The 17,258-nt window shown below is 71.4% G+C and carries 16 protein-coding genes; 14 read left to right on the forward strand and 2 right to left on the reverse strand.

Annotated features, from left to right (window positions below; translation table 11 throughout):
• Window positions 1–7 precede the first annotated feature (7 nt).
• The 13 genes from AS97_RS08020 to AS97_RS08080 are packed head-to-tail and all read left to right on the forward strand — an operon-like array spanning window position 8 to window position 14,599.
• Entirely contained in the window at window positions 8–1,525 is a 1,518-nt protein-coding gene (locus tag AS97_RS08020) for a right-handed parallel beta-helix repeat-containing protein (RefSeq protein WP_059143036.1), read from the forward strand.
• Between the two features lies 1 nt (window position 1,526).
• Window positions 1,527–2,768 carry an O-antigen ligase domain-containing protein gene (locus AS97_RS08025; RefSeq protein ID WP_210564613.1) on the forward strand — a complete coding sequence of 414 codons (1,242 nt, stop codon included), beginning with the start codon at window positions 1,527–1,529 and terminating at the stop codon, window positions 2,766–2,768.
• An 11-nt stretch (window positions 2,769–2,779) separates the two neighbouring features.
• Window positions 2,780–4,021 carry a glycosyltransferase gene (locus AS97_RS08030; RefSeq protein WP_059143101.1) on the forward strand — a complete coding sequence of 414 codons (1,242 nt, stop codon included), beginning with the start codon at window positions 2,780–2,782 and terminating at the stop codon, window positions 4,019–4,021.
• Window positions 4,018–5,319 carry a class I SAM-dependent methyltransferase gene (locus AS97_RS08035; protein ID WP_210564614.1) on the forward strand — a complete coding sequence of 434 codons (1,302 nt, stop codon included), beginning with the start codon at window positions 4,018–4,020 and terminating at the stop codon, window positions 5,317–5,319. Before AS97_RS08030 ends, AS97_RS08035 begins: the two co-directional genes overlap by 4 nt.
• 13 nt (window positions 5,320–5,332) lie before the next feature.
• Complete coding sequence (locus AS97_RS08040) at window positions 5,333–6,127, forward strand: hypothetical protein (RefSeq protein WP_059143039.1); 795 nt, start codon at window positions 5,333–5,335, stop codon at window positions 6,125–6,127.
• Window positions 6,124–6,771, forward strand: a complete 648-nt coding sequence (locus AS97_RS08045; protein WP_086707965.1) for a PIG-L deacetylase family protein — start codon at window positions 6,124–6,126, stop codon at window positions 6,769–6,771. The genes AS97_RS08040 and AS97_RS08045 overlap by 4 nt, the downstream gene beginning before the upstream one ends.
• Before the next feature lie 3 nt (window positions 6,772–6,774).
• Entirely contained in the window at window positions 6,775–7,809 is a 1,035-nt protein-coding gene (locus tag AS97_RS08050) for an SDR family oxidoreductase (RefSeq protein ID WP_059143041.1), read from the forward strand.
• Complete coding sequence (locus AS97_RS08055; protein ID WP_059143042.1) at window positions 7,797–9,119, forward strand: DUF4910 domain-containing protein; 1,323 nt, start codon at window positions 7,797–7,799, stop codon at window positions 9,117–9,119. Before AS97_RS08050 ends, AS97_RS08055 begins: the two co-directional genes overlap by 13 nt.
• A gap of 5 nt (window positions 9,120–9,124) precedes the next feature.
• On the forward strand, window positions 9,125–10,423 hold the full coding sequence (locus AS97_RS08060) for a hypothetical protein (RefSeq protein ID WP_210564615.1): 1,299 nt from the start codon (window positions 9,125–9,127) through the stop codon (window positions 10,421–10,423).
• Window positions 10,420–11,367 carry a glycosyltransferase family 2 protein gene (locus tag AS97_RS08065; RefSeq protein WP_125755778.1) on the forward strand — a complete coding sequence of 316 codons (948 nt, stop codon included), beginning with the start codon at window positions 10,420–10,422 and terminating at the stop codon, window positions 11,365–11,367. The genes AS97_RS08060 and AS97_RS08065 overlap by 4 nt, the downstream gene beginning before the upstream one ends.
• Window positions 11,364–12,653 carry a polysaccharide pyruvyl transferase family protein gene (locus tag AS97_RS08070; RefSeq protein WP_210564616.1) on the forward strand — a complete coding sequence of 430 codons (1,290 nt, stop codon included), beginning with the start codon at window positions 11,364–11,366 and terminating at the stop codon, window positions 12,651–12,653. Before AS97_RS08065 ends, AS97_RS08070 begins: the two co-directional genes overlap by 4 nt.
• On the forward strand, window positions 12,650–13,201 hold the full coding sequence (gene rfbC, locus AS97_RS08075; protein ID WP_210564617.1) for a dTDP-4-dehydrorhamnose 3,5-epimerase: 552 nt from the start codon (window positions 12,650–12,652) through the stop codon (window positions 13,199–13,201). Before AS97_RS08070 ends, rfbC begins: the two co-directional genes overlap by 4 nt.
• A gap of 6 nt (window positions 13,202–13,207) precedes the next feature.
• Window positions 13,208–14,599: a glutamate-1-semialdehyde 2,1-aminomutase gene (locus AS97_RS08080; RefSeq protein ID WP_210564618.1), complete on the forward strand. Its 1,392-nt coding sequence runs from the start codon at window positions 13,208–13,210 to the stop codon at window positions 14,597–14,599.
• Between the two features lie 12 nt (window positions 14,600–14,611).
• Here the strand turns inward: AS97_RS08080 and AS97_RS08085 are convergent, their stop codons facing one another.
• Window positions 14,612–15,283 (reverse strand): phosphatase PAP2 family protein, encoded by a 672-nt coding sequence (locus tag AS97_RS08085; protein WP_125755770.1) that lies wholly within the window; start codon window positions 15,281–15,283, stop codon window positions 14,612–14,614.
• 161 nt (window positions 15,284–15,444) lie between these two features.
• Entirely contained in the window at window positions 15,445–16,377 is a 933-nt protein-coding gene (locus AS97_RS08090; RefSeq protein ID WP_210564619.1) for an alcohol dehydrogenase catalytic domain-containing protein, read from the reverse strand.
• A gap of 83 nt (window positions 16,378–16,460) precedes the next feature.
• On the opposite strand from AS97_RS08090, the gene AS97_RS08095 reads away from it, so the two are divergent.
• On the forward strand, window positions 16,461–17,246 hold the full coding sequence (locus tag AS97_RS08095) for a TetR/AcrR family transcriptional regulator C-terminal domain-containing protein (RefSeq protein ID WP_247204271.1): 786 nt from the start codon (window positions 16,461–16,463) through the stop codon (window positions 17,244–17,246).
• The last annotated feature ends 12 nt before the right edge of the window (window positions 17,247–17,258 follow it).

Consider the following 17,258-nt stretch of genomic DNA (forward strand, 5'->3'; position numbering starts at 1 on the left):
GGGGCGCGTGGGGATCAGGAGGCGGCACTGGGCGTTGGCGGCACCGCTGGCGCTCGCCCTGCTGGCGGCGACCGGCTGTGAGAGCACGCCGGGCGCCCGGGCGAAGCCGACCGCTGTGCCATCCATATCCGTGGCCCGGGTGTGCGCCAAGCCCGCGCCCGGGCCGGCGAAGCCGCCGGCGGGCGCGGTGGCGATCGACCCCGCGGTGGCCGGTGACCTGGCTGCGAAGACCAGGAGCAGCCCCCGGAACACCACGTTCTGGCTTCGACCGGGCAGGCACAGGCTCGAGTCGGACCGCTACGCCCAGGTCATCCCCAAGGAGGGGGACCGCTACCTCGGTGCGCCGGGCGCGGTGCTCGATGGCCGGAAGAAGAACCAGTACGCGTTCGGCGGTACCGCCCGCAACGTCACCATCCGCTACCTGACCGTGCGGGGTTTCGTCGCGCCGCACGACGAGGGCGTGGTCAACCATGACTCGGCCGACGGGTGGGTGATCGAGCACGCGACGATCCGGAACAACTCGGGTGCCGGGCTGATGGCCGGTGCCCGCCAGCGGGTCCGCGCCAGCTGCCTGCGCGACAACGGTCAGTACGGCATGAACGCGTACAAGGCCGAAGGCCGTATCAGCGGCCTGGTGGTCGAGGGCAACGAGATCGTGGGCAACAACACCGGCGACTGGGAGCGGCGGCGGGAGGGCTGCGGCTGCACCGGGGGCATCAAGTTCTGGGCCGTCAACGGCGCCGACATACGCGGCAACTGGGTACACGACAACCGCGGAACAGGGTTGTGGGCGGACACCAACAACAACGACTTCCGCATCGAGAACAACGTGCTCGAGGCCAACGACGGTGCCGCGCTGATCTACGAGACCAGCTACAACGCGGTCATCCGGAAGAACACGATCCGGCGGAACAACTGGGTCGAGGGCCGCAGGTACGCCGACCGCGGCGACACCTTCCCGTATCCGGCCATCTACCTGTCCGAGTCCGGCGGCGAACCACGGATCCGAGCCCGCACGGACAAGATCGAGATCTACCGGAACGTGCTGGAGAACAACTGGTCGGGGATCACCCTGTGGGAGAACGCCGACCGGTTCTGCAACAGCCCGGCCAACACCTCCTCAGGTGACTGCACGTTACTGGTGAAGAACACCGGCCGCTGCGCACAGCCGGCGATCGCCACCGCACCGCTCTACGCCGACTGCCGGTGGAAGACCCAGCGGGTGGACATCCACAAGAACCGCTTCGTGCTGGACAGGTCCGTCGTCGACTGCACCGGGAAGTGCGACCGCATGGCGGTGCTGGCCAACTACGGCACCTATCCGGACTGGTCGCCGTACCAGGGTGAGCGGGTGGCCGAGGCCATCACGCGCAGGCAGCACAACCGCTGGCACGACAACGTCTACCTCGGACCATGGAAATTCGTCGCCCACGACCCGAGCCGGATACTCGACTCCTGGCAGTGGCAGAGCACGCCGTACCAGCAGGACGCGGACAGCACCTTCCGCGCGCGGGACGGTGGTTGAGATGAGCGCCGGCCACGCGTCGGGCACCTCGAAGACCGTCGGGACAGTCTGGGGGCTGCTGGTCCTCAACACGCTCGGCTCCGCCGGGGCGAAGACCATCATCCCGCTGCCCCGCTCCCTCATCCAGATGGTCACCATGGGTGCGCTGGTCGCCGCGTTCGCGCTGGCGCTCGCGGTCAATCTCCGGCTGCGCATCCGAGCCGGCGCCTGCTTGTTCCTGCTCACCCTCCTGCTGGTGCCGAGCGTGATCTCCAGCGCGGACCTGGAGTCCGGGTTCGGTGCGCTGTTCCGCTGCGCCCGGCTGGCTCTCTTCGTCGGCACGCTGTGGCTGCTCAGCCGCTGGTGGGACGGCGGCCTGACCTTCGTTCGACACCACATCCGGATGTACTTCGCGGTGCTCGGGTCGGTGGCCGCCGGACTGGTCGTCTCACCGGGCGCGGCCATGCCCGAGCTGTACGGCGGGCGGCTGGTCGGCGCGTTGTGGCCGCTCACCCCGCCGCAGATCGGACAGTACGCCGCGGTGATCACCGGGCTCACCGTGCTGCTCGTACTGGGCCGCCGGACCGACAAGGCCGGCGCCGCGGTGGTGATCGTGCCGTCACTCGTCCTGCTCGCGTTGACCCACACCCGGACGGCCACGCTCGGCCTGTTCATCGGGTTGGCCTTGGCGATCGGCTCGCTCATCCTGACCAGCGCCGCCGCCCGCCGGTTCTTCGCCTGGGCGGTGCTGTGCGCCGCGGTGGCCGCGGTGGCGTTCGCCTCCGCGCTGCAAGCGTGGTTCCTGCGCGGACAGAGCAAGGAGAACTTCTCCAATCTCACCGGCCGGGCCAAGGTCTGGGACGCCCTGCTGGCCGCGCCCCGGTCGACCTCGGAGAAGTTGTTCGGCGTGGGCCTGGGCGACAAGTCGTTCGGCGGGCTGCCGATCGACAACAGCTGGCTGGCCGTTTACCACGAGCAGGGTCTGATCGGCGTCACCCTCGTCTCGGCGATCATCATCGTGCTGGGCGGCGTCGCGTTGCTGCGGCCACCGTCGCTGCAAAGGGCCTGCGCGATCTTCCTGATCAGCTACTGCGCCATCGCCTCGTACACCGAGGCCGGGCTGGGCGACGCCTCACCGTATCTGCTGCATCTGGCCCTGGCCGCCTCGCTGTTGGCGGCACCCGCCGCGGAGATTCCCCCCTCGACGCCCGAACTCCCTCGACGACACATCCCGCGCTGGGCCCGTAGACCGGAGGTTCCTTGAGCATGCACGTCATGCGTGTACTGGTAGTGCACAACCGCTACGCCTCGGCGCAGCCGAGCGGGGAGAACAAGGTCGTCGACCAGGAGGTGGCACTGCTGCGCGAGGCCGGCCACCGGGTCGAGGTGTTCGAGCGGCGCAGCGACGACATCGCCGCCCGGTCCCTCCTCGGCAAGGCCGCGGTGCCGCTGCTGGTGCCGTGGAACCCGGCGGTCCGCGCGGAGCTCGCCGCCCGGCTGCGCGCCGAGCGGCCGGACGTGGTGCACGTCCACAACGTCTTCCCGCTCCTGTCGCCCGCGGTGCTTGCCGCCTGCGCCGACGTCGGCGTGCCCGCCGTCGCCACGCTGCACAACTACACCCAGGTCTGCCCGCCCGGCACGCTGCGGCGGGACGGCCGACCGTGCACCGAGTGCGTCGGATCGGCGCCGGTGCCCGCCGTCCGGCACGGCTGTTACCGGAACTCCCGCCTCGCGACGGTGCCGCTCGCGGTCAGCCTGTCGGTCAACCGGCGGCGGTGGTGGTCCGGCGTGGAGCGGTTCTTCTGCATCTCCGCGGCCCAGCGCGACGTCCTGGTGCGGTCCGGCATGCCGGCCGAGCGGCTGGCGGTGAAGCACAACTTCGTGCCGGAGCCCGGCATTCGCCGAGCAGGCGGCGGAGAGCATCTGCTCTATCTCGGCCGGCTCGCGGAGGCCAAGGGCGTGCGGCTGCTCATGACCGCGTGGGACGAGATCGCGGCGAGCGGCGGTGTGGGCGTCCCTCTCGTGATCGCCGGCACGGGGCCACTGGAGCCAGAGGTGACCGCCTGGGCCACGGGCCGGGACGATGTGCGCTACGTCGGCCTGTGGGACCCGGCGGAGTGCCGGAAGGGCATCGCGCGCTCGGTCGCCGTGGTGGCTCCCTCGACGTGGCTGGAGGCGTTCGGCCTGGTGGTCGTGGAGGCGATGGCGGCGGGGGTCCCGACCGTCGCCGCCGGTCACGGCGCCTTCGTCGAACTCGTCGAGGACGGGGTGACCGGGCTGCTGCACCGGCCGGGCGAGTCCGCCTCGCTCGCGTCCCGCATCCGCCGGATCACGACCGAGTCGGCCCTGGGCCGGGAGATGGGCCAGGCGGCCCGGCGCCGTTACGAGCAGGGTTTCAGCCCGGCCGTCGGGCTGGAGCGCCTGGTGGAGGGGTACCGCACCGCGATCGCGGGTCGGTCAGCACTGGCTCACGGCGGGGACACCCGCGCGAGCAGGGGGGATGGGGACAGTAGATGACACGATGCCGACTCTGCGGCTCGGAAGCGATGACGAGCGTCGTCGACCTCGGGGCGACGCCACCATGTGAGAGCTTTCTCGCCGCGGACCAACTGGATCAGCCGGAGCCGGCGTACCCGCTGCACCTGCGGGTCTGCACCGACTGCTGGCTGGCGCAGATCCCGCCGCTGATCACGCCGGAGGAGACGTTCAAGGAGTACGCGTACTTCTCCTCCTACTCGACCTCCTGGGTGGAGCACGCGCGCACGTTCGTCGCCGACGCCGTGCGACGGCTTCCGCTCGGCCCCGACGCCTTCGTGGTCGAAGTGGCGAGCAACGACGGGTACTTGCTGAGGCACGTGGTGGACCGCGGGATCCGCTGCCTCGGCATCGAGCCGTCGGTGAACGTCGGCGCCGCGGCGCGCGAGGCGGGTGTGCCCACGCTCACGGAGTTCCTGGACCCGGCCACCGGATCGGGCGTCCGCGCCGACCACGGCCCGGCGGACCTGGTCGTGGCCAACAACGTGTACGCGCACATCCCCGACGTGGTCGGGTTCACCCGGGGTCTGCGCGCCCTGGTCGCCGACGACGGCTGGGTCTCCATCGAGGTGCAGCACCTGCTGACCCTGATCGAGGAGAACCAGTACGACACGATCTACCACGAGCACTTCCAGTACTACACGGTCGCTTCCGCGATCCGGGCCCTTGCCAGTGGCGGACTCGCGCTCGTGGACGTCGAGTCGCTGCCCACGCACGGCGGCTCCATCCGGCTGTGGGCCCGGCCCGCCGAAGTGGCCGGCGAGCCCGCCCATGGGGTATCCCCTGCTCCGGGGGCACCTCCCGGCCGAAGGCTGGGGGAGGAGCCGGGAGCTCGCGGAAGGGTGGCCGACGTGCTGGCCCGGGAGAAGGCCGCCGGGCTGGGGACGTTGTCCGGATACGCCGAGTTCTCCGCCCGGGTCGCCAAGGTACGCCGCGACCTCCTCAAGTTCCTGATCGAGGCGGCCGAGCGCGGTGAGACGGTCGTCGGCTACGGCGCCCCGGGCAAGGGCAACACCCTGCTCAACCACTGTGGCATCCGGCCCGACCTGCTCGCGTACACGGTCGACCGCAACCCCTACAAGCACGGGAGGTTCACCCCGGGCACCCGCATCCCGATCCTGCCGCCCGAGCAGCTGGCCGCCGACCGGCCCGACTACGTCCTCGTCCTCCCGTGGAACCTGCGGGCCGAGCTGGTCGAGCAGCTGTCCTTCGTCCACGACTGGGGCGGCCGGCTGGTCTTTCCCATCCCGGAACTGAGCATTGTCGAGATCGCGTCGTGAAAGAGGTCACAGCATGAAGGTCGTCCTGTTCTGCGGCGGTTACGGGATGCGCATGCGGAGCGGTGCCGCAGACGACGTGCCCAAGCCAATGGCGATGGTCGGGCCCAGACCGCTGATCTGGCACGTCATGCGCTACTACGCGCACTTCGGGCACACGGAGTTCATCCTGTGCCTCGGCTACGGGGCCCACCACATCAAGAACTTCTTCCTCAACTACGAGGAGACGACGTCCAACGACTTCGTGCTGCGGGGCGGGCGGACCGAGCTGCTGTCCACCGACATAGCCCAGTGGACGATCACGTTCGCGCAGACCGGCATCGAGTCACCGATCGGGGAGCGGCTGCGCCGGGTGCGGCACCACCTGGACGGGGACGAGATGTTCCTCGCCAACTACGCCGACGTGCTCACCGACGCCCCGCTGCCGGAGATGATCGAGAACTTCGCCCGGCGTGACGCCGGTGCCTCGATGATGGTGGTGCCGCCGCAGTCGTCGTTCCACTGCGTGGACCTGGGTGAGGACGGCCTGGTGGGGGGCATCACCGCGGTGAGCGACATGCCGCTGTGGGAGAACGGCGGCTACTTCGTGCTCCGCCAGGAGGTCTTCGACCACATACCGGAGAACGGGGACCTGGTCGCCGACGGATGCGCCCAACTGGCCAAGCGGGGCAGGCTGGTGGCGCATCAGCACCGCGGCTTCTGGAAGCCGACCGACACGGTGAAGGAGCGGGCCGCGCTCGACTCCGCCTACGCCCGGGGCGAGCGCCCGTGGGCCGTGTGGGAGCGCGACGGGGCGGGGGTGGGCGCGTGATCCGGCTCGGGGCCGGACGCCTGGACCGGATCGTCGCGGTGGGCGCGCACTGCGACGACATCGCCATCGGCGCCGGCGGCACGCTCCTGACGCTGTGCGGCGCGCGGCCGGGCATCCGCGTCGACGCGCTGGTGCTCTCCGGCGGCGGCACCGACCGGGAGCAGGAGGAGGAGGCCGCACTCGCCGCCTTCTGCCCGGGCGCCGACCTGCGGCTGACCGTGCTCAAGCTGCCGGACGGGCGGATGCCCGCGCACTGGGAGGAGACCAAGGCCGCGGTCGAGGAGCTGCGCGCGCGGACCGAGCCGGACTTGGTCCTCGCCCCGCGGACCGATGACGCGCACCAGGACCACCGCGGCCTGGCGCAGCTGCTGCCCACCGCGTTCCGCGACCACCTCGTGCTCGGCTACGAGATCGTCAAGTGGGACGGCGATCTCGGCCGCCTCGCGGCGTACCAGCCGCTGTCGCCGGAGATCGCCGAACAGAAGGTGCGGCTGCTGCAGGAGCACTACCCCTCGCAGCGGCACCGGCCCTGGTACGACCGGGAGGCCTTCCTGGGCCTTGCCCGGATCCGCGGCATCGAATGCCACGCCCGCTATGCCGAGGCGTTCGCCGTCACCAAACTCACGCTCAACCTGGGGGGTTGAACCTTGCGCATACTGCTGACCGGACACCAGGGCTATCTGGGCACCGTGATGGCCCCGGTCCTTAGCTCCGCCGGACACGAGGTTGTCGGCCTCGACGCCGGCCTGTTCGCCGACTGCGTGCTGGGCGAGCCGCCCGCGGACCCGCCGGGTCACCGGGTGGACCTGCGCGACGTCACGGCCGAACACGTGGCCGGGGTGGACGCCGTGATCCACCTGGCCGCGCTCTCCAACGATCCGCTGGGATCGCTCGCGCCGCAGCTCACCTACGACATCAACCACCAGGCGTCGGTACGGCTTGCCCGGCTGGCCAAAGACGCCGGAGTGCGGCGCTTCCTGTACGCGTCGACCTGCTCGGTCTACGGCGCGTCAGGCGGCGGTGACTCGGCGGACTTGGTGACCGAGGACGCCCCGCTGCGCCCGGTGACGCCGTACGCGGAGTCCAAGGTGCGGGTGGAGGACGACCTGCACGCGCTGGCCGGCGACGACTTCAGCCCGGTGTTCATGCGCAACGCCACCGCCTTCGGCTACTCACCCCGGCTGCGCGCCGACATCGTGCTGAACAACCTGGTGGGCCACGCGCTGCTGTCCGGCGAGGTCCTGGTGCTCTCCGACGGCACCCCGTGGCGCCCACTGGTGCACGCCGCCGACATCGCACGGGCCTTCGCGGCCGCGCTGACCGCGCCGCGGGAAGCGGTGCACGACCGGGCGTTCAACATCGGCAGTGAGACCAACAACGTCACGGTCGCCGAGATCGCCGCGCAGGTCGCCGAGGCGGTGTCCGGCGCGAAGGTGGTGATCACCGGGGAGACCGGTGCCGATCCCCGGTCGTACCGGGTGGACTTCTCCCGGTTCCGCGCCGCGATACCCGGCTTCGACTGCGAGTGGACGGTGCAGCGGGGCGCGCTCGAACTCGCCGACGCCTACCGGAAGCACGGGCTGACCCGGGAGGGCTTCGAGCAGCGCTTCACCCGCCTCGCCGTGCTGCGCGCGGCGTCCGGCGCCGGCACCGTCGACGACACCCTCCGGTGGCGCCGGTGACCGAGGTGAGCGAGGAGATGTACACGCTGGTGGAGCGGATGTACCCGCTGTGCCGGAGCATCACCGGCGACGGTGTGCGCGCCACCCTGGACATCGTCGGGGAGTACATCCCGCTGCAGGTGCACGAGGTGCCGACCGGGACGCAGGTGCTCGACTGGACGGTGCCGCAGGAGTGGAACATCCGGGACGCGTACATCGCCGACGCCGCCGGCCACCGGGTCGTCGACTTCGCCGCGTCCAGCCTGCACGTGCTCGGCTACAGCGTGCCGGTGTCGAAGACCATGCCGCTGGCCGAGCTCCGCGCGCACCTGCACACTCTGCCGGACCACCCGACCTGGGTTCCGTACCGCACCAGTTACTACCAGCCGGAATGGGGGTTCTGCCTGGCCCAGGAGACCCTGGACGCGCTGCCGGACGGCGAGTACGAGGTCCGCATCGACTCCACGCTCGAGGACGGCCACCTCACCTACGCCGAGCATGTGGTCCCCGGGCAGGTCTCCGACGAGGTGATCGTCTCCTGCCACGTCTGCCACCCGTCGCTGGCCAACGACAACCTGGCCGGCATCGCGGTGGCGACGTTCCTGGCCCGGGCGCTGGCGCAGGAAACGCCGTACTACACCTACCGGTTCATCTACGCGCCCGGCACCATCGGGGCGATCACCTGGCTGGCCCGCAACGCGGAGCGGATCAATGGGGTATCCCCTGCTCGAGCGGAGCCGAGAGCCGGGGGAAGCGTCAAGCACGGGCTGGTGCTGGCCTGCGCCGGCGACCCGGGCCGGCTGACGTACAAGCGGAGCAGGCGCGGCGACGCCGAGATCGACCGGGTGCTGCGGCATGTGCTGACCGCCTCCGAACGGCCGCACCGTGTCATCGAGTTCACCCCGTACGGCTACGACGAGCGGCAATACTGCTCGCCCGGGTTCAATCTCGGCGTGGGATCGCTCACCCGGACTCCGTACGCCGGCTACCCCGAGTACCACACCTCGGCGGACAACCTGGACTTCGTCTCCCCGGAGGCGATGGCGGACACCCTCGCGGTCTGCCGCGAGGCGTTCGCCGTCCTCGACCGCAACCGCCGGTACCTCAACCTCAGCCCCTACGGCGAACCGCAACTGGGCCGGCGCGGGTTGTACGACGCGCTCGGCGGCCGCAGCGACACCAAACAGGCCCAGATGGCCATGCTCTGGGTGCTCAACCTCTCCGACGGCGAGCACAGTCTGCTGGACGTCGCCGAGCGGTCCGGGCTCCCGTTCGACACCGTCGCCGACGCGGCCGGCGCTCTGCACGGCGCCGGGCTGATCAAGGCATGAGGCCGATGACCACCGAGCGGGAGAATCCGCAGAAAACGGCGCCACCGGCCCGGTCCGCCAAGCGGGCCCTCGTCGGCCGGCTGTCCTGGGGACTGGCCGACCAGGCGGCCTCCAGCATGAGCAACTTCGTGGTGGGCGTCTATGTGGCCCGCTCACTGGGGGTGACCGCGTTCGGCGTGTTCAGCCTGGCCTGGGTGACCTACGGCGTGGTGCTCAACGTCTCCCGCGGCCTTGCCACCGACCCGCTCGTGGTGCGCTTCAGCGGCGTGTCGGACGCGTCCTGGCGCGGGGCGGTGGCCCGGTCGACGGGTACCGCACTCGGCGTCGGTGCGGCCATCGGCGCGGTGTGTCTGGTGGCCGGGCTCGGCCTCGGCCACCGCGTGGGGCCCGCGTTCGCCGCCCTTGGCGTCATGTTGCCGGGGCTGCTGCTCCAGGACGCCTGGCGGTTCGCGTTCTTCGCCGCCGGCACCGGGCGGAAGGCGTTCGTCAACGACGTCGTGTGGGGTGTCGCGCTCATCCCGGCCATGGTGGTGGCGGCCCGTGTGGGCAGCGTGGCCGCCTATCTGCTCGCCTGGGGCGCGTCCGCCACGGTGGCCGCGGGGTACGGCTACCTCCAGTCCGGCATCCGGCCCCGGCTGACCGACGCGCGCGGCTGGCTTCGCGAGCAGCGCGATCTCGGCTACCGGTACCTGGTCGAGAACGTCAGCCTCAGCGGCGCCGGCCAGGTGCGGGCGTACGGGCTCGGCGTGATCGTCGGGGTCGGCGCGGTGGGTACGGTGCGGGGCGCCGAGCTCCTGCTCGGCCCGTTCCTGGCGGTGCTCATGGGGCTTTCGCTGGTCACCGTCCCGGAGGCGGCACGGGTGCTGCGGCAGGCCCCGCGTCAACTGGGCAGGTTCTGCTTCCTCCTCGGCGGAGGGCAGGCCGCCGGAGCGCTGCTCTGGGGCTCGGCGCTGCTGCTGATGCCGGGCCGGCTCGGCGAGCTGGTGCTCGGCGGCGTCTGGCACTCCTCCTCGCAGCTCATCGTGCAGATCACCCTCAGTGTCGCGGGAGCGGGCCTCGGCACCGGCGCGGCGGCCGGGCTGCGCGCGCTCGGCGCCGCCCGGCGCAGCCTGCGCTGCCAGCTGTTCGCCTCCGCCTGCTATGTCGGCGGCGGGCTCGGCGGGGCGGCCGTCGCCGGCACGGCCGGCTCGGCCTGGGGCGTCGCCGCCGCGACCGTCAGCGGCTCGGCCGTGTGGTGGCTGCAGCTGCGGTCCGCCCTGCGCGAGCGCCACCACTCCCCCATCCCCGAAGTGAGGACCGCATGACCGACCGACCCAGGCTGAGCATCGGCCTGCCCGTGTACAACGGCGAGGAGTACCTCGCCGAGTCGCTCGACGCCCTGCTCGGCCAGACCTACGAGGACTTCGAACTCGTCATCTCCGACAACGCCTCGACCGACGGGACCCAGGACATCTGCCGCGAGTACGCCGCGCGCGACGCACGCATCCGGTACCTCCGGCAGCCCCGGAACATCGGCGCCACGCCGAACCACAACCAGGTGTTCGCCGAATGCCGCGGCGAGCTGTTCAAGTGGGCCTCGCACGACGACCTGTACGGCCGCGACCTGCTGCGGCGCTGCGTGGAGGCGCTGGACGAGCGGCCGGAGGTCATCCTCGCGCACGCCGGCCAGGCGGTCATCGACGGCGACGGCCAGGTGAAGGTCCCCTATGAGTACACGCTCGCCACCGACTCGCCCCACCCGCCGGAGCGCTTCCGGAGTCTGCTGTTCGAGCCGGGTGGCGACGACTTCTACGGGGTGATGCGGGCCGACATGCTGCGCCGGGTGAAGCCGATGGACAGCTACCACCACGCGGACCGCACGTTCGTCGCCGAGATCACCCTGCACGGGCGCTTCCACCAGGTGCCGGAGCTGCTGTACTTCCGCCGCGACCACCCCACCCGCGCCGAGCGGGCGAACCCGTCCAAGCGCTCCCGGTGCGTCAACCTGGACCCGCGCCGGGCGGGCCCGCTGCACCCGACGCCCCGGCTGCTCGCCGAGTACATCTGGGGCTTCGCCTCGGCGATCCGGCGGGCGCCGTTGTCCCCGGCCGACCGGCGCGCGTGCTACCGCCATCTGGCCGCGTGGCTGACCAGCCGGGTCCGGCCGGGCACCGGCGAGCGGGTCGAGGACCGCACCCCGGTCGACCCGGCCCTGCGCACGGTCTCCGTCGACGCCCTCGTCGCCGGCCGCGAGGGGAGGCGGCCATGACGTCCGCGGACAAAAGTCCGGTGCGCGTCGGGGTGTTCGGCCTGCTCGGCTCCGGCAACCTCGGCAATGACGGTTCGCTGGAGGCCGTCCTCGGGTACCTCCGCGCCGAGCACCCGGAGGCGGTCGTGGACGCGCTGTGCGGCGGGCCCGAGGCCGTGAAGACCCGGTTCCAGATCCCCGCGACACGGCTGCACTGGTACCGCGGGGAGTACCGGACCGCGTCCCGTGCGGGCGCCATCGCGGGGAAGGGCCTGGGCAAACTCGTCGATGTCTTCCGCACCGCCGCCTGGGTGCGTCGGCACGACGTGGTGATCGTGCCGGGCATGGGTGTCCTGGAGGCCACACTGCCGCTGCGGCCGTGGGGCTTCCCGTACTCGCTGTTCCTGCTCTGCGCGAGCGGCCGGCTGCTGGGCACCCGGGTCGCGCTGGTCAGCGTCGGCGCCGCCGAGATCGGCAACCGGCCCACCCGGGCCCTGGTGCGCTGGTCGGCGCGGCTGGCCGCGTACCGCTCGTACCGGGATGCCCAGTCCCGTGACGCGATGCGGGCGATGGGCGTGGACACCGCGCGCGACGGGGTCTACCCGGACCTGGCATTCGCCCTGCCGACCCCGCCGGAATGGGATATCCCCTGCCCGGAGCTTGTCGGAGAGCTTGGGGAAGTGCCCTCGGGCCCGCCCGGCCCGGTCTGCGTCGGTGTCATGGACTTCCACGGCGGCAACGACGACCGTGCCCGGGCCGATGAGATATACCGGCGCTACCTCGACGGGACGATCCGGTTCGTCCGTGCGCTGGTCGAGGAGGGCAGGCCGGTCCGGCTGCTCACCGGAGACGAGTGCGATGCGTCGGTGGTCGCCGCGATCCTCGACGCGGTTGACTCATCGCTGGTCACCGCTGCCCAGCCGACCTCACTGGCCGACCTGATGAAGGAGATGGCGGCCGCCGACACCGTGGTGGCGGTCCGGTACCACAACCTGATCTGCGCGCTGAAGACCGGCACGCCGGTGCTCGCCCTCAGCTATGCGGCGAAGAGCGACGCGCTCATGGACCGGATGGGCCTCGGCGCGTACTGCCACCCGGCGCGCGAGGTCGACGCCGACCGGCTGCTCGAGCAGTTCCGGGCGTTGGAGAAGCGATCGGCCGAGCTGCGGCAGACCCTCACCGAGCGGAACCTGGCCGCCGCCCGGCAACTCGAGCATCAGTTCACCGCCTTGACCGCGGCCCTGTTCCCGGCGCCCGACCACGCCCACGCCCACGCCCACGCCCACGCCCGCCAGGAGGCGCCATGAAAGCGATCGAAGTCCCGGCGATCACGGGTGCGTACCTGTTCGAGGCGACGCCGTACGTCGACGAACGTGGCTTCTTCTGCCGCACCTTCGACGCCGAGGTGGTCCGCTCGGTGGGCCTCGACCCGGACGCCTTCGTCCAGGACAGCCTGTCCCGCTCGGTCCGGGGCGTACTGCGCGGCCTGCACCTGCGCTCCGGCGCCGGCGAGGCCAAGCTGGTGCGGTGCTCGTACGGGAGGATCTTCGACGCCGTCGTGGACCTGCGGCCGGACTCGCCGACGTACCGCGACCGGGCCTTCTTCGAGCTGTCCGGCGAGACGCAGACGACCCTGTACATCCCGGCGGGGTGCGCGCACGGTTTCCAGGCGTTGACCGAAACCGCCGACACCTCCTACCGGATCGATCGCCCGCACGATCCGGCCGAGGACGTGACGATCGCCTTCGACGACCCGGAACTCGCCATTCCCTGGCCGCTGCCGATCACATCGATGTCCCAGCGGGACCGGGAGGCGCCGAGCCTCGCCGAGGTCCTGAAGCACCGAGGAAGTTGAGGTCCCGTGAACGCCGAAGAGCTGCGCCTGCCCCTGTCCCGGACGGCGAACGAGCGGCTGCACGCCATGATCCCCGGGGGCGCGCACACCTACGCCAAGGGCGACGACCAGTACCCCGAGAACCTGGCTCCGGTCATCAGCCACGGCCGCGGTGCCCACGTGTGGGACATCGACGGCAACCGCTACCTCGAGTACGGCTCCGGCCTGCGATCGGTCAGCCTCGGCCACGCCCACCCACGCGTGACCGAGGCGGTGCGGCGGGAACTCGACCGCGGCAGCAACTTCGTCCGGCCGTCCATCGTGGAGGTCGAGGCCGCGGAACGCTTCCTGGCCACGGTGCCGACGGCCGAAATGGTGAAGTTCGCGAAGAACGGCTCCGACGCCACCACCGCCGCGGTGCGCCTCGCCCGCGCCGCCACCGGGCGCCCGCGGGTGGGCATCTGCGCCGACCATCCGTTCTTCTCCGTCGACGATTGGTTCATCGGCACCACACCGATGTCCGCCGGTGTTCCGGCGGCGACCACCGAGCTCACCGTGGCCTTCCCTTACGGGGACCTGGCCGCCACGGAGGAGCTGCTCACCCGGTACCAGGACGAGGTCGCCTGCCTGATCCTCGAACCCGCCACCCACACCGCGCCTTCCCCAAGCTCTCAACTTCTCCCCCAGCCTTCGGCCGGGAGGTCCCCCCAGAGCAGTGGAGACCCCACTCCCGGATACCTCGCGGGCTTGCGCGAACTGGCCGACCGGCACGGCTGCGTACTGATCTTCGATGAAATGATCACCGGCTTCCGCTGGTCCGAGGCGGGCGCCCAGGGCCTGTACGGCGTCGTCCCCGACCTCTCCACGTTCGGCAAGGCGCTGGGCAACGGATTCGCCGTCTCCGCGCTGGCCGGGCGCCGCGACCTGATGGAGCGGGGCGGACTGCGTCACTCCGGCGAGCGGGTGTTCCTGCTGTCCACCACGCATGGCGCGGAAACGCACTCCCTGGCCGCCGCGATGGCCGTGCAGACCACCTATACCGAGGAAGCCGTCACCGCCCAACTGCACGCCCTCGGCGAGCGGTTGGCGGCGGGTGTCCGGGAGGCCGCGGCCGCCATGGGCGTCGGCGACCACCTCGTCGTCCGGGGCCGAGCCAGCAACCTGGTCTTCGCCACCCTCGACGAGAACCGGCAGCCGTCTCAGCAGTACCGCACCCTGTTCCTGCGCCGGCTCCTCGCGGGCGGGGTGCTGGCCCCGTCGTTCGTGGTGAGCAGTGCGCTCGGCGACGCCGACATCGATCACACCGTCGACGTGGTGGCCCAGGCGTGTGCGGTGTACCGGAAGGCACTGGAGGCCGCTGACCCCACCCCCTGGCTGGCCGGACGACCGGTGAAGCCCGTATTCCGCCGCCTGGCGTGACAGGACGTGACGTCAGTGACGCTCCCGCCGACCGGCGTCGGCCAGCCGGTCGGCCAGCCGGTCGACCAGCCACGCGGTCGCCGGTATCACCGCCAGCGCGGTGCACCAGCCGCCGAGGACGTCGGTCGGGTAGTGCGCGCCCAGGGCGACCTGCGCCCAGCCCATCGCGGCGCCGGCAACCAGCGCCGCGGCGAGCACGAGTGATGTGCCGGCCGTCCTGCCGAGGCCGAGCCGACCGGTCGCGAGCAGGGCCACCACGAGGGCGAGCGCGGTGAGGAAGGCGGTGTGCCCGCTCGGGTAGGAAAGGTTGTCGGCGCCGTGGATGGTGCGTCCCACCAAGGACTTGAGCAGGGTCGCGGTCCCCACGGTCATGCTGGCGCCGACCACGACGAGCACCGCCGCGCGAGGACTCCGAAGCAGCAAACAGCCCGTCACGGTGGCCACGACCAGCGTCGCCGCTCCCACCGGCTCCCCCAAGAAGTCCGTGGCCGAAGCGACATGCCGCCACGGCGACCCCATACCGTCCACCGCCGCCCAGATCCGGGCGTCCACCATGCCGGGCCCGCTGTCGCCGGCATACCGGACCCCGAGCACGACGACCACCAGCGCGGCGAGGGCCGCGATCGGCCCGAGCCACACGCGCAGCGATGGGGGCAGCACCGCAGGCGCCGACCGGCCGGTCACCCGCCCACCGCGTCCGGTCGACCCGCTCCCGCCAGGCGATCCAACGCGAGCCCCCCTCGTGTCCGACCCACTCTCAAGCCGCCGTCATCCTAACCAACCGTCCGGTCGCGGCAACCGCCGTCGGATTCCGTGTCCTCGCGCCTGCTGTGAGCCGACCGCCGTCAGGGGTGAAGGACGACCTTGATGGCTCCGGAGGCCCGGTCACCGGCCACGCGGAAGGCCTCCGCGGCTTCGTCGAGCGGGAAGCGGTGGGTGATCACGGTCTGCGCGATCGTGGGGTTGCCGGCGAGCAGCGCCGCGGCCTGTTCGGTGTCGCGGATGCCGTCGTGTCGGCCGTAGGCGATGGAGTGGACGTAGGTGAGTTCCTTGACCAGGCTGACGATGCCCGGGATGGGAAGGGTGTGCTGGTATACGCCCAGCAGCACGACGCGACCGCCGGGGCGGGCCAGTTCGGCGCACCGGGCGAGACCGGTCTCGCTGCCCGCGGCGTCGATCACGACGTCGTAGAGTCCTTCGGCCGAGCCGACTTCGAGGCGTTCCGCCGCGATCCTCTGGTGCTTGTGGCGCACCTCGATATCGACGTCGAAGCCGCGCTGCCGGGTCGCGGCCGCGGCCAGCAGCCCGATGCTGCCGCCGCCCACGACTGCCACCCGCTCCCCCGGCGTGAGGGCCGCGCTGCGGACACCGTGCCAGGCCACTGACGCCGGCTCCACGAGGCAGGCGTCGCGTACGTCCAGGCCGTCCGGAAGCGGGACAAGCATGTTCTCGGAGACTGTCACGGCATCGCACATGCCGCCGTCCCGGAATATCCCGAGCGTTCCGTGCTCCGGGGCGACGCACCGCTGGACATGGCCGGCGCGGCATTGGCCGCACTCTCCGCAGTACACCGTGGGCTCGACGGCGTAGCACCGGCCGTCGGCGGCAGTGCCGGCGAACTCGTGACCATAGGTGTAGCCCTGAACGCCACCGGTCGCGAAGTTCACGTCGGTCCCGCAGATGCCCGCCGAGCGGACGGTGAGGCGTACCCCGGGCGCCTCCGGTTCGTCGGCCTCGGTCACGAGGATGCCCTGATCGGTGTTGCGTACTGCGCGCATGGTGACCCCTTCGACCTCCGCTATGCGAACGCTGTTAGCTTATGTTAAGTGATCGGAGTTCGCCTCACACCTATCCTTGTCCGGTGCGTGAACCGATGACGAAAGCCACGGCAGGCGAGCCGCCGCCGGAGGCCCCGCGGAAGAACCAGCGGGCGGACCCGAGGCCGGGCACGGCGGCCTGGTGGCTTGCCCGGGAGAACGAACCCGCGCGGCAGCGGCGGCGCAGATCACTGACCCTCGATGCCGTCCTCGACGCGGCCATGGCCCTGCTCGACACGCGTGGGGCAGCCGCGCTGACGATGCGCAACATCGCCGATGCGCTCGGCTGCACGCAGGCGTCCCTCTACCGCCATGTGCGCAACCGTGAGGAACTGGTGACCCTACTGGTCGACCGGGCACTCGACGTGGCGAGCTCGGTTCCGCCCGACGGCGGGGACTGGGCCGAGAAGGCGGCGTGGTCCGCACGCCTGTTCCGCGAGCACCTGCTCCGGCACCCCGGCGTGGCCTCGCTCCTTCGCGGGACCGAGCGGCTCGGTCCCAACTCGCTGGCCGGGGTGCAGTACTCCCTCGAACTGTTCATCGGCGCCGGCCTCAACCCCCGGCTCGCGTCCGCCGCCGCATCGTCGCTGGCCACCTTCATCATCGGCTCGGTGCACCTCAACCTCGGCCTGGACATGTCGGATCCCGAAGAGAGCCGTCACCGACGCCTGCTGTACCGCTCCCGAGACGCCGCGGCCTTCCCCCTGCTCGTCCAGCACGCCGACACCCTCGCGGAGGTCAGCAGCGACGACGAGTTCGAAGTCGGCCTCAACGCCTTGTTGACCGGATTCCGCACCCTGATCCAGAACTCGGACCTCACACGCGACTAGGGCGCGTTCACG

The organism is Streptomyces sp. AgN23, assembly GCF_001598115.1.
Classification (GTDB): Bacteria; Actinomycetota; Actinomycetes; order Streptomycetales; family Streptomycetaceae; genus Streptomyces; species Streptomyces antimycoticus.

Bases quoted from the DNA above. Each gene is read 5' to 3' on its own strand.
- AS97_RS08065 (WP_125755778.1), top strand. From the start codon at position 10,420: ATGACCGACCGACCCAGGCTGAGCATCGGCCTGCCCGTGTACAACGGC.
- AS97_RS08025 (WP_210564613.1), top strand. From the start codon at position 1,527: ATGAGCGCCGGCCACGCGTCGGGCACCTCGAAGACCGTCGGGACAGTC.
- AS97_RS08090 (WP_210564619.1), bottom strand. From the start codon at position 16,377: ATGCGCGCAGTACGCAACACCGATCAGGGCATCCTCGTGACCGAGGCC.
- rfbC (WP_210564617.1), top strand. From the start codon at position 12,650: ATGAAAGCGATCGAAGTCCCGGCGATCACGGGTGCGTACCTGTTCGAG.
- AS97_RS08060 (WP_210564615.1), top strand. From the start codon at position 9,125: ATGACCACCGAGCGGGAGAATCCGCAGAAAACGGCGCCACCGGCCCGG.
- AS97_RS08035 (WP_210564614.1), top strand. From the start codon at position 4,018: ATGACACGATGCCGACTCTGCGGCTCGGAAGCGATGACGAGCGTCGTC.
- AS97_RS08030 (WP_059143101.1), top strand. From the start codon at position 2,780: ATGCGTGTACTGGTAGTGCACAACCGCTACGCCTCGGCGCAGCCGAGC.
- AS97_RS08070 (WP_210564616.1), top strand. From the start codon at position 11,364: ATGACGTCCGCGGACAAAAGTCCGGTGCGCGTCGGGGTGTTCGGCCTG.
- AS97_RS08040 (WP_059143039.1), top strand. From the start codon at position 5,333: ATGAAGGTCGTCCTGTTCTGCGGCGGTTACGGGATGCGCATGCGGAGC.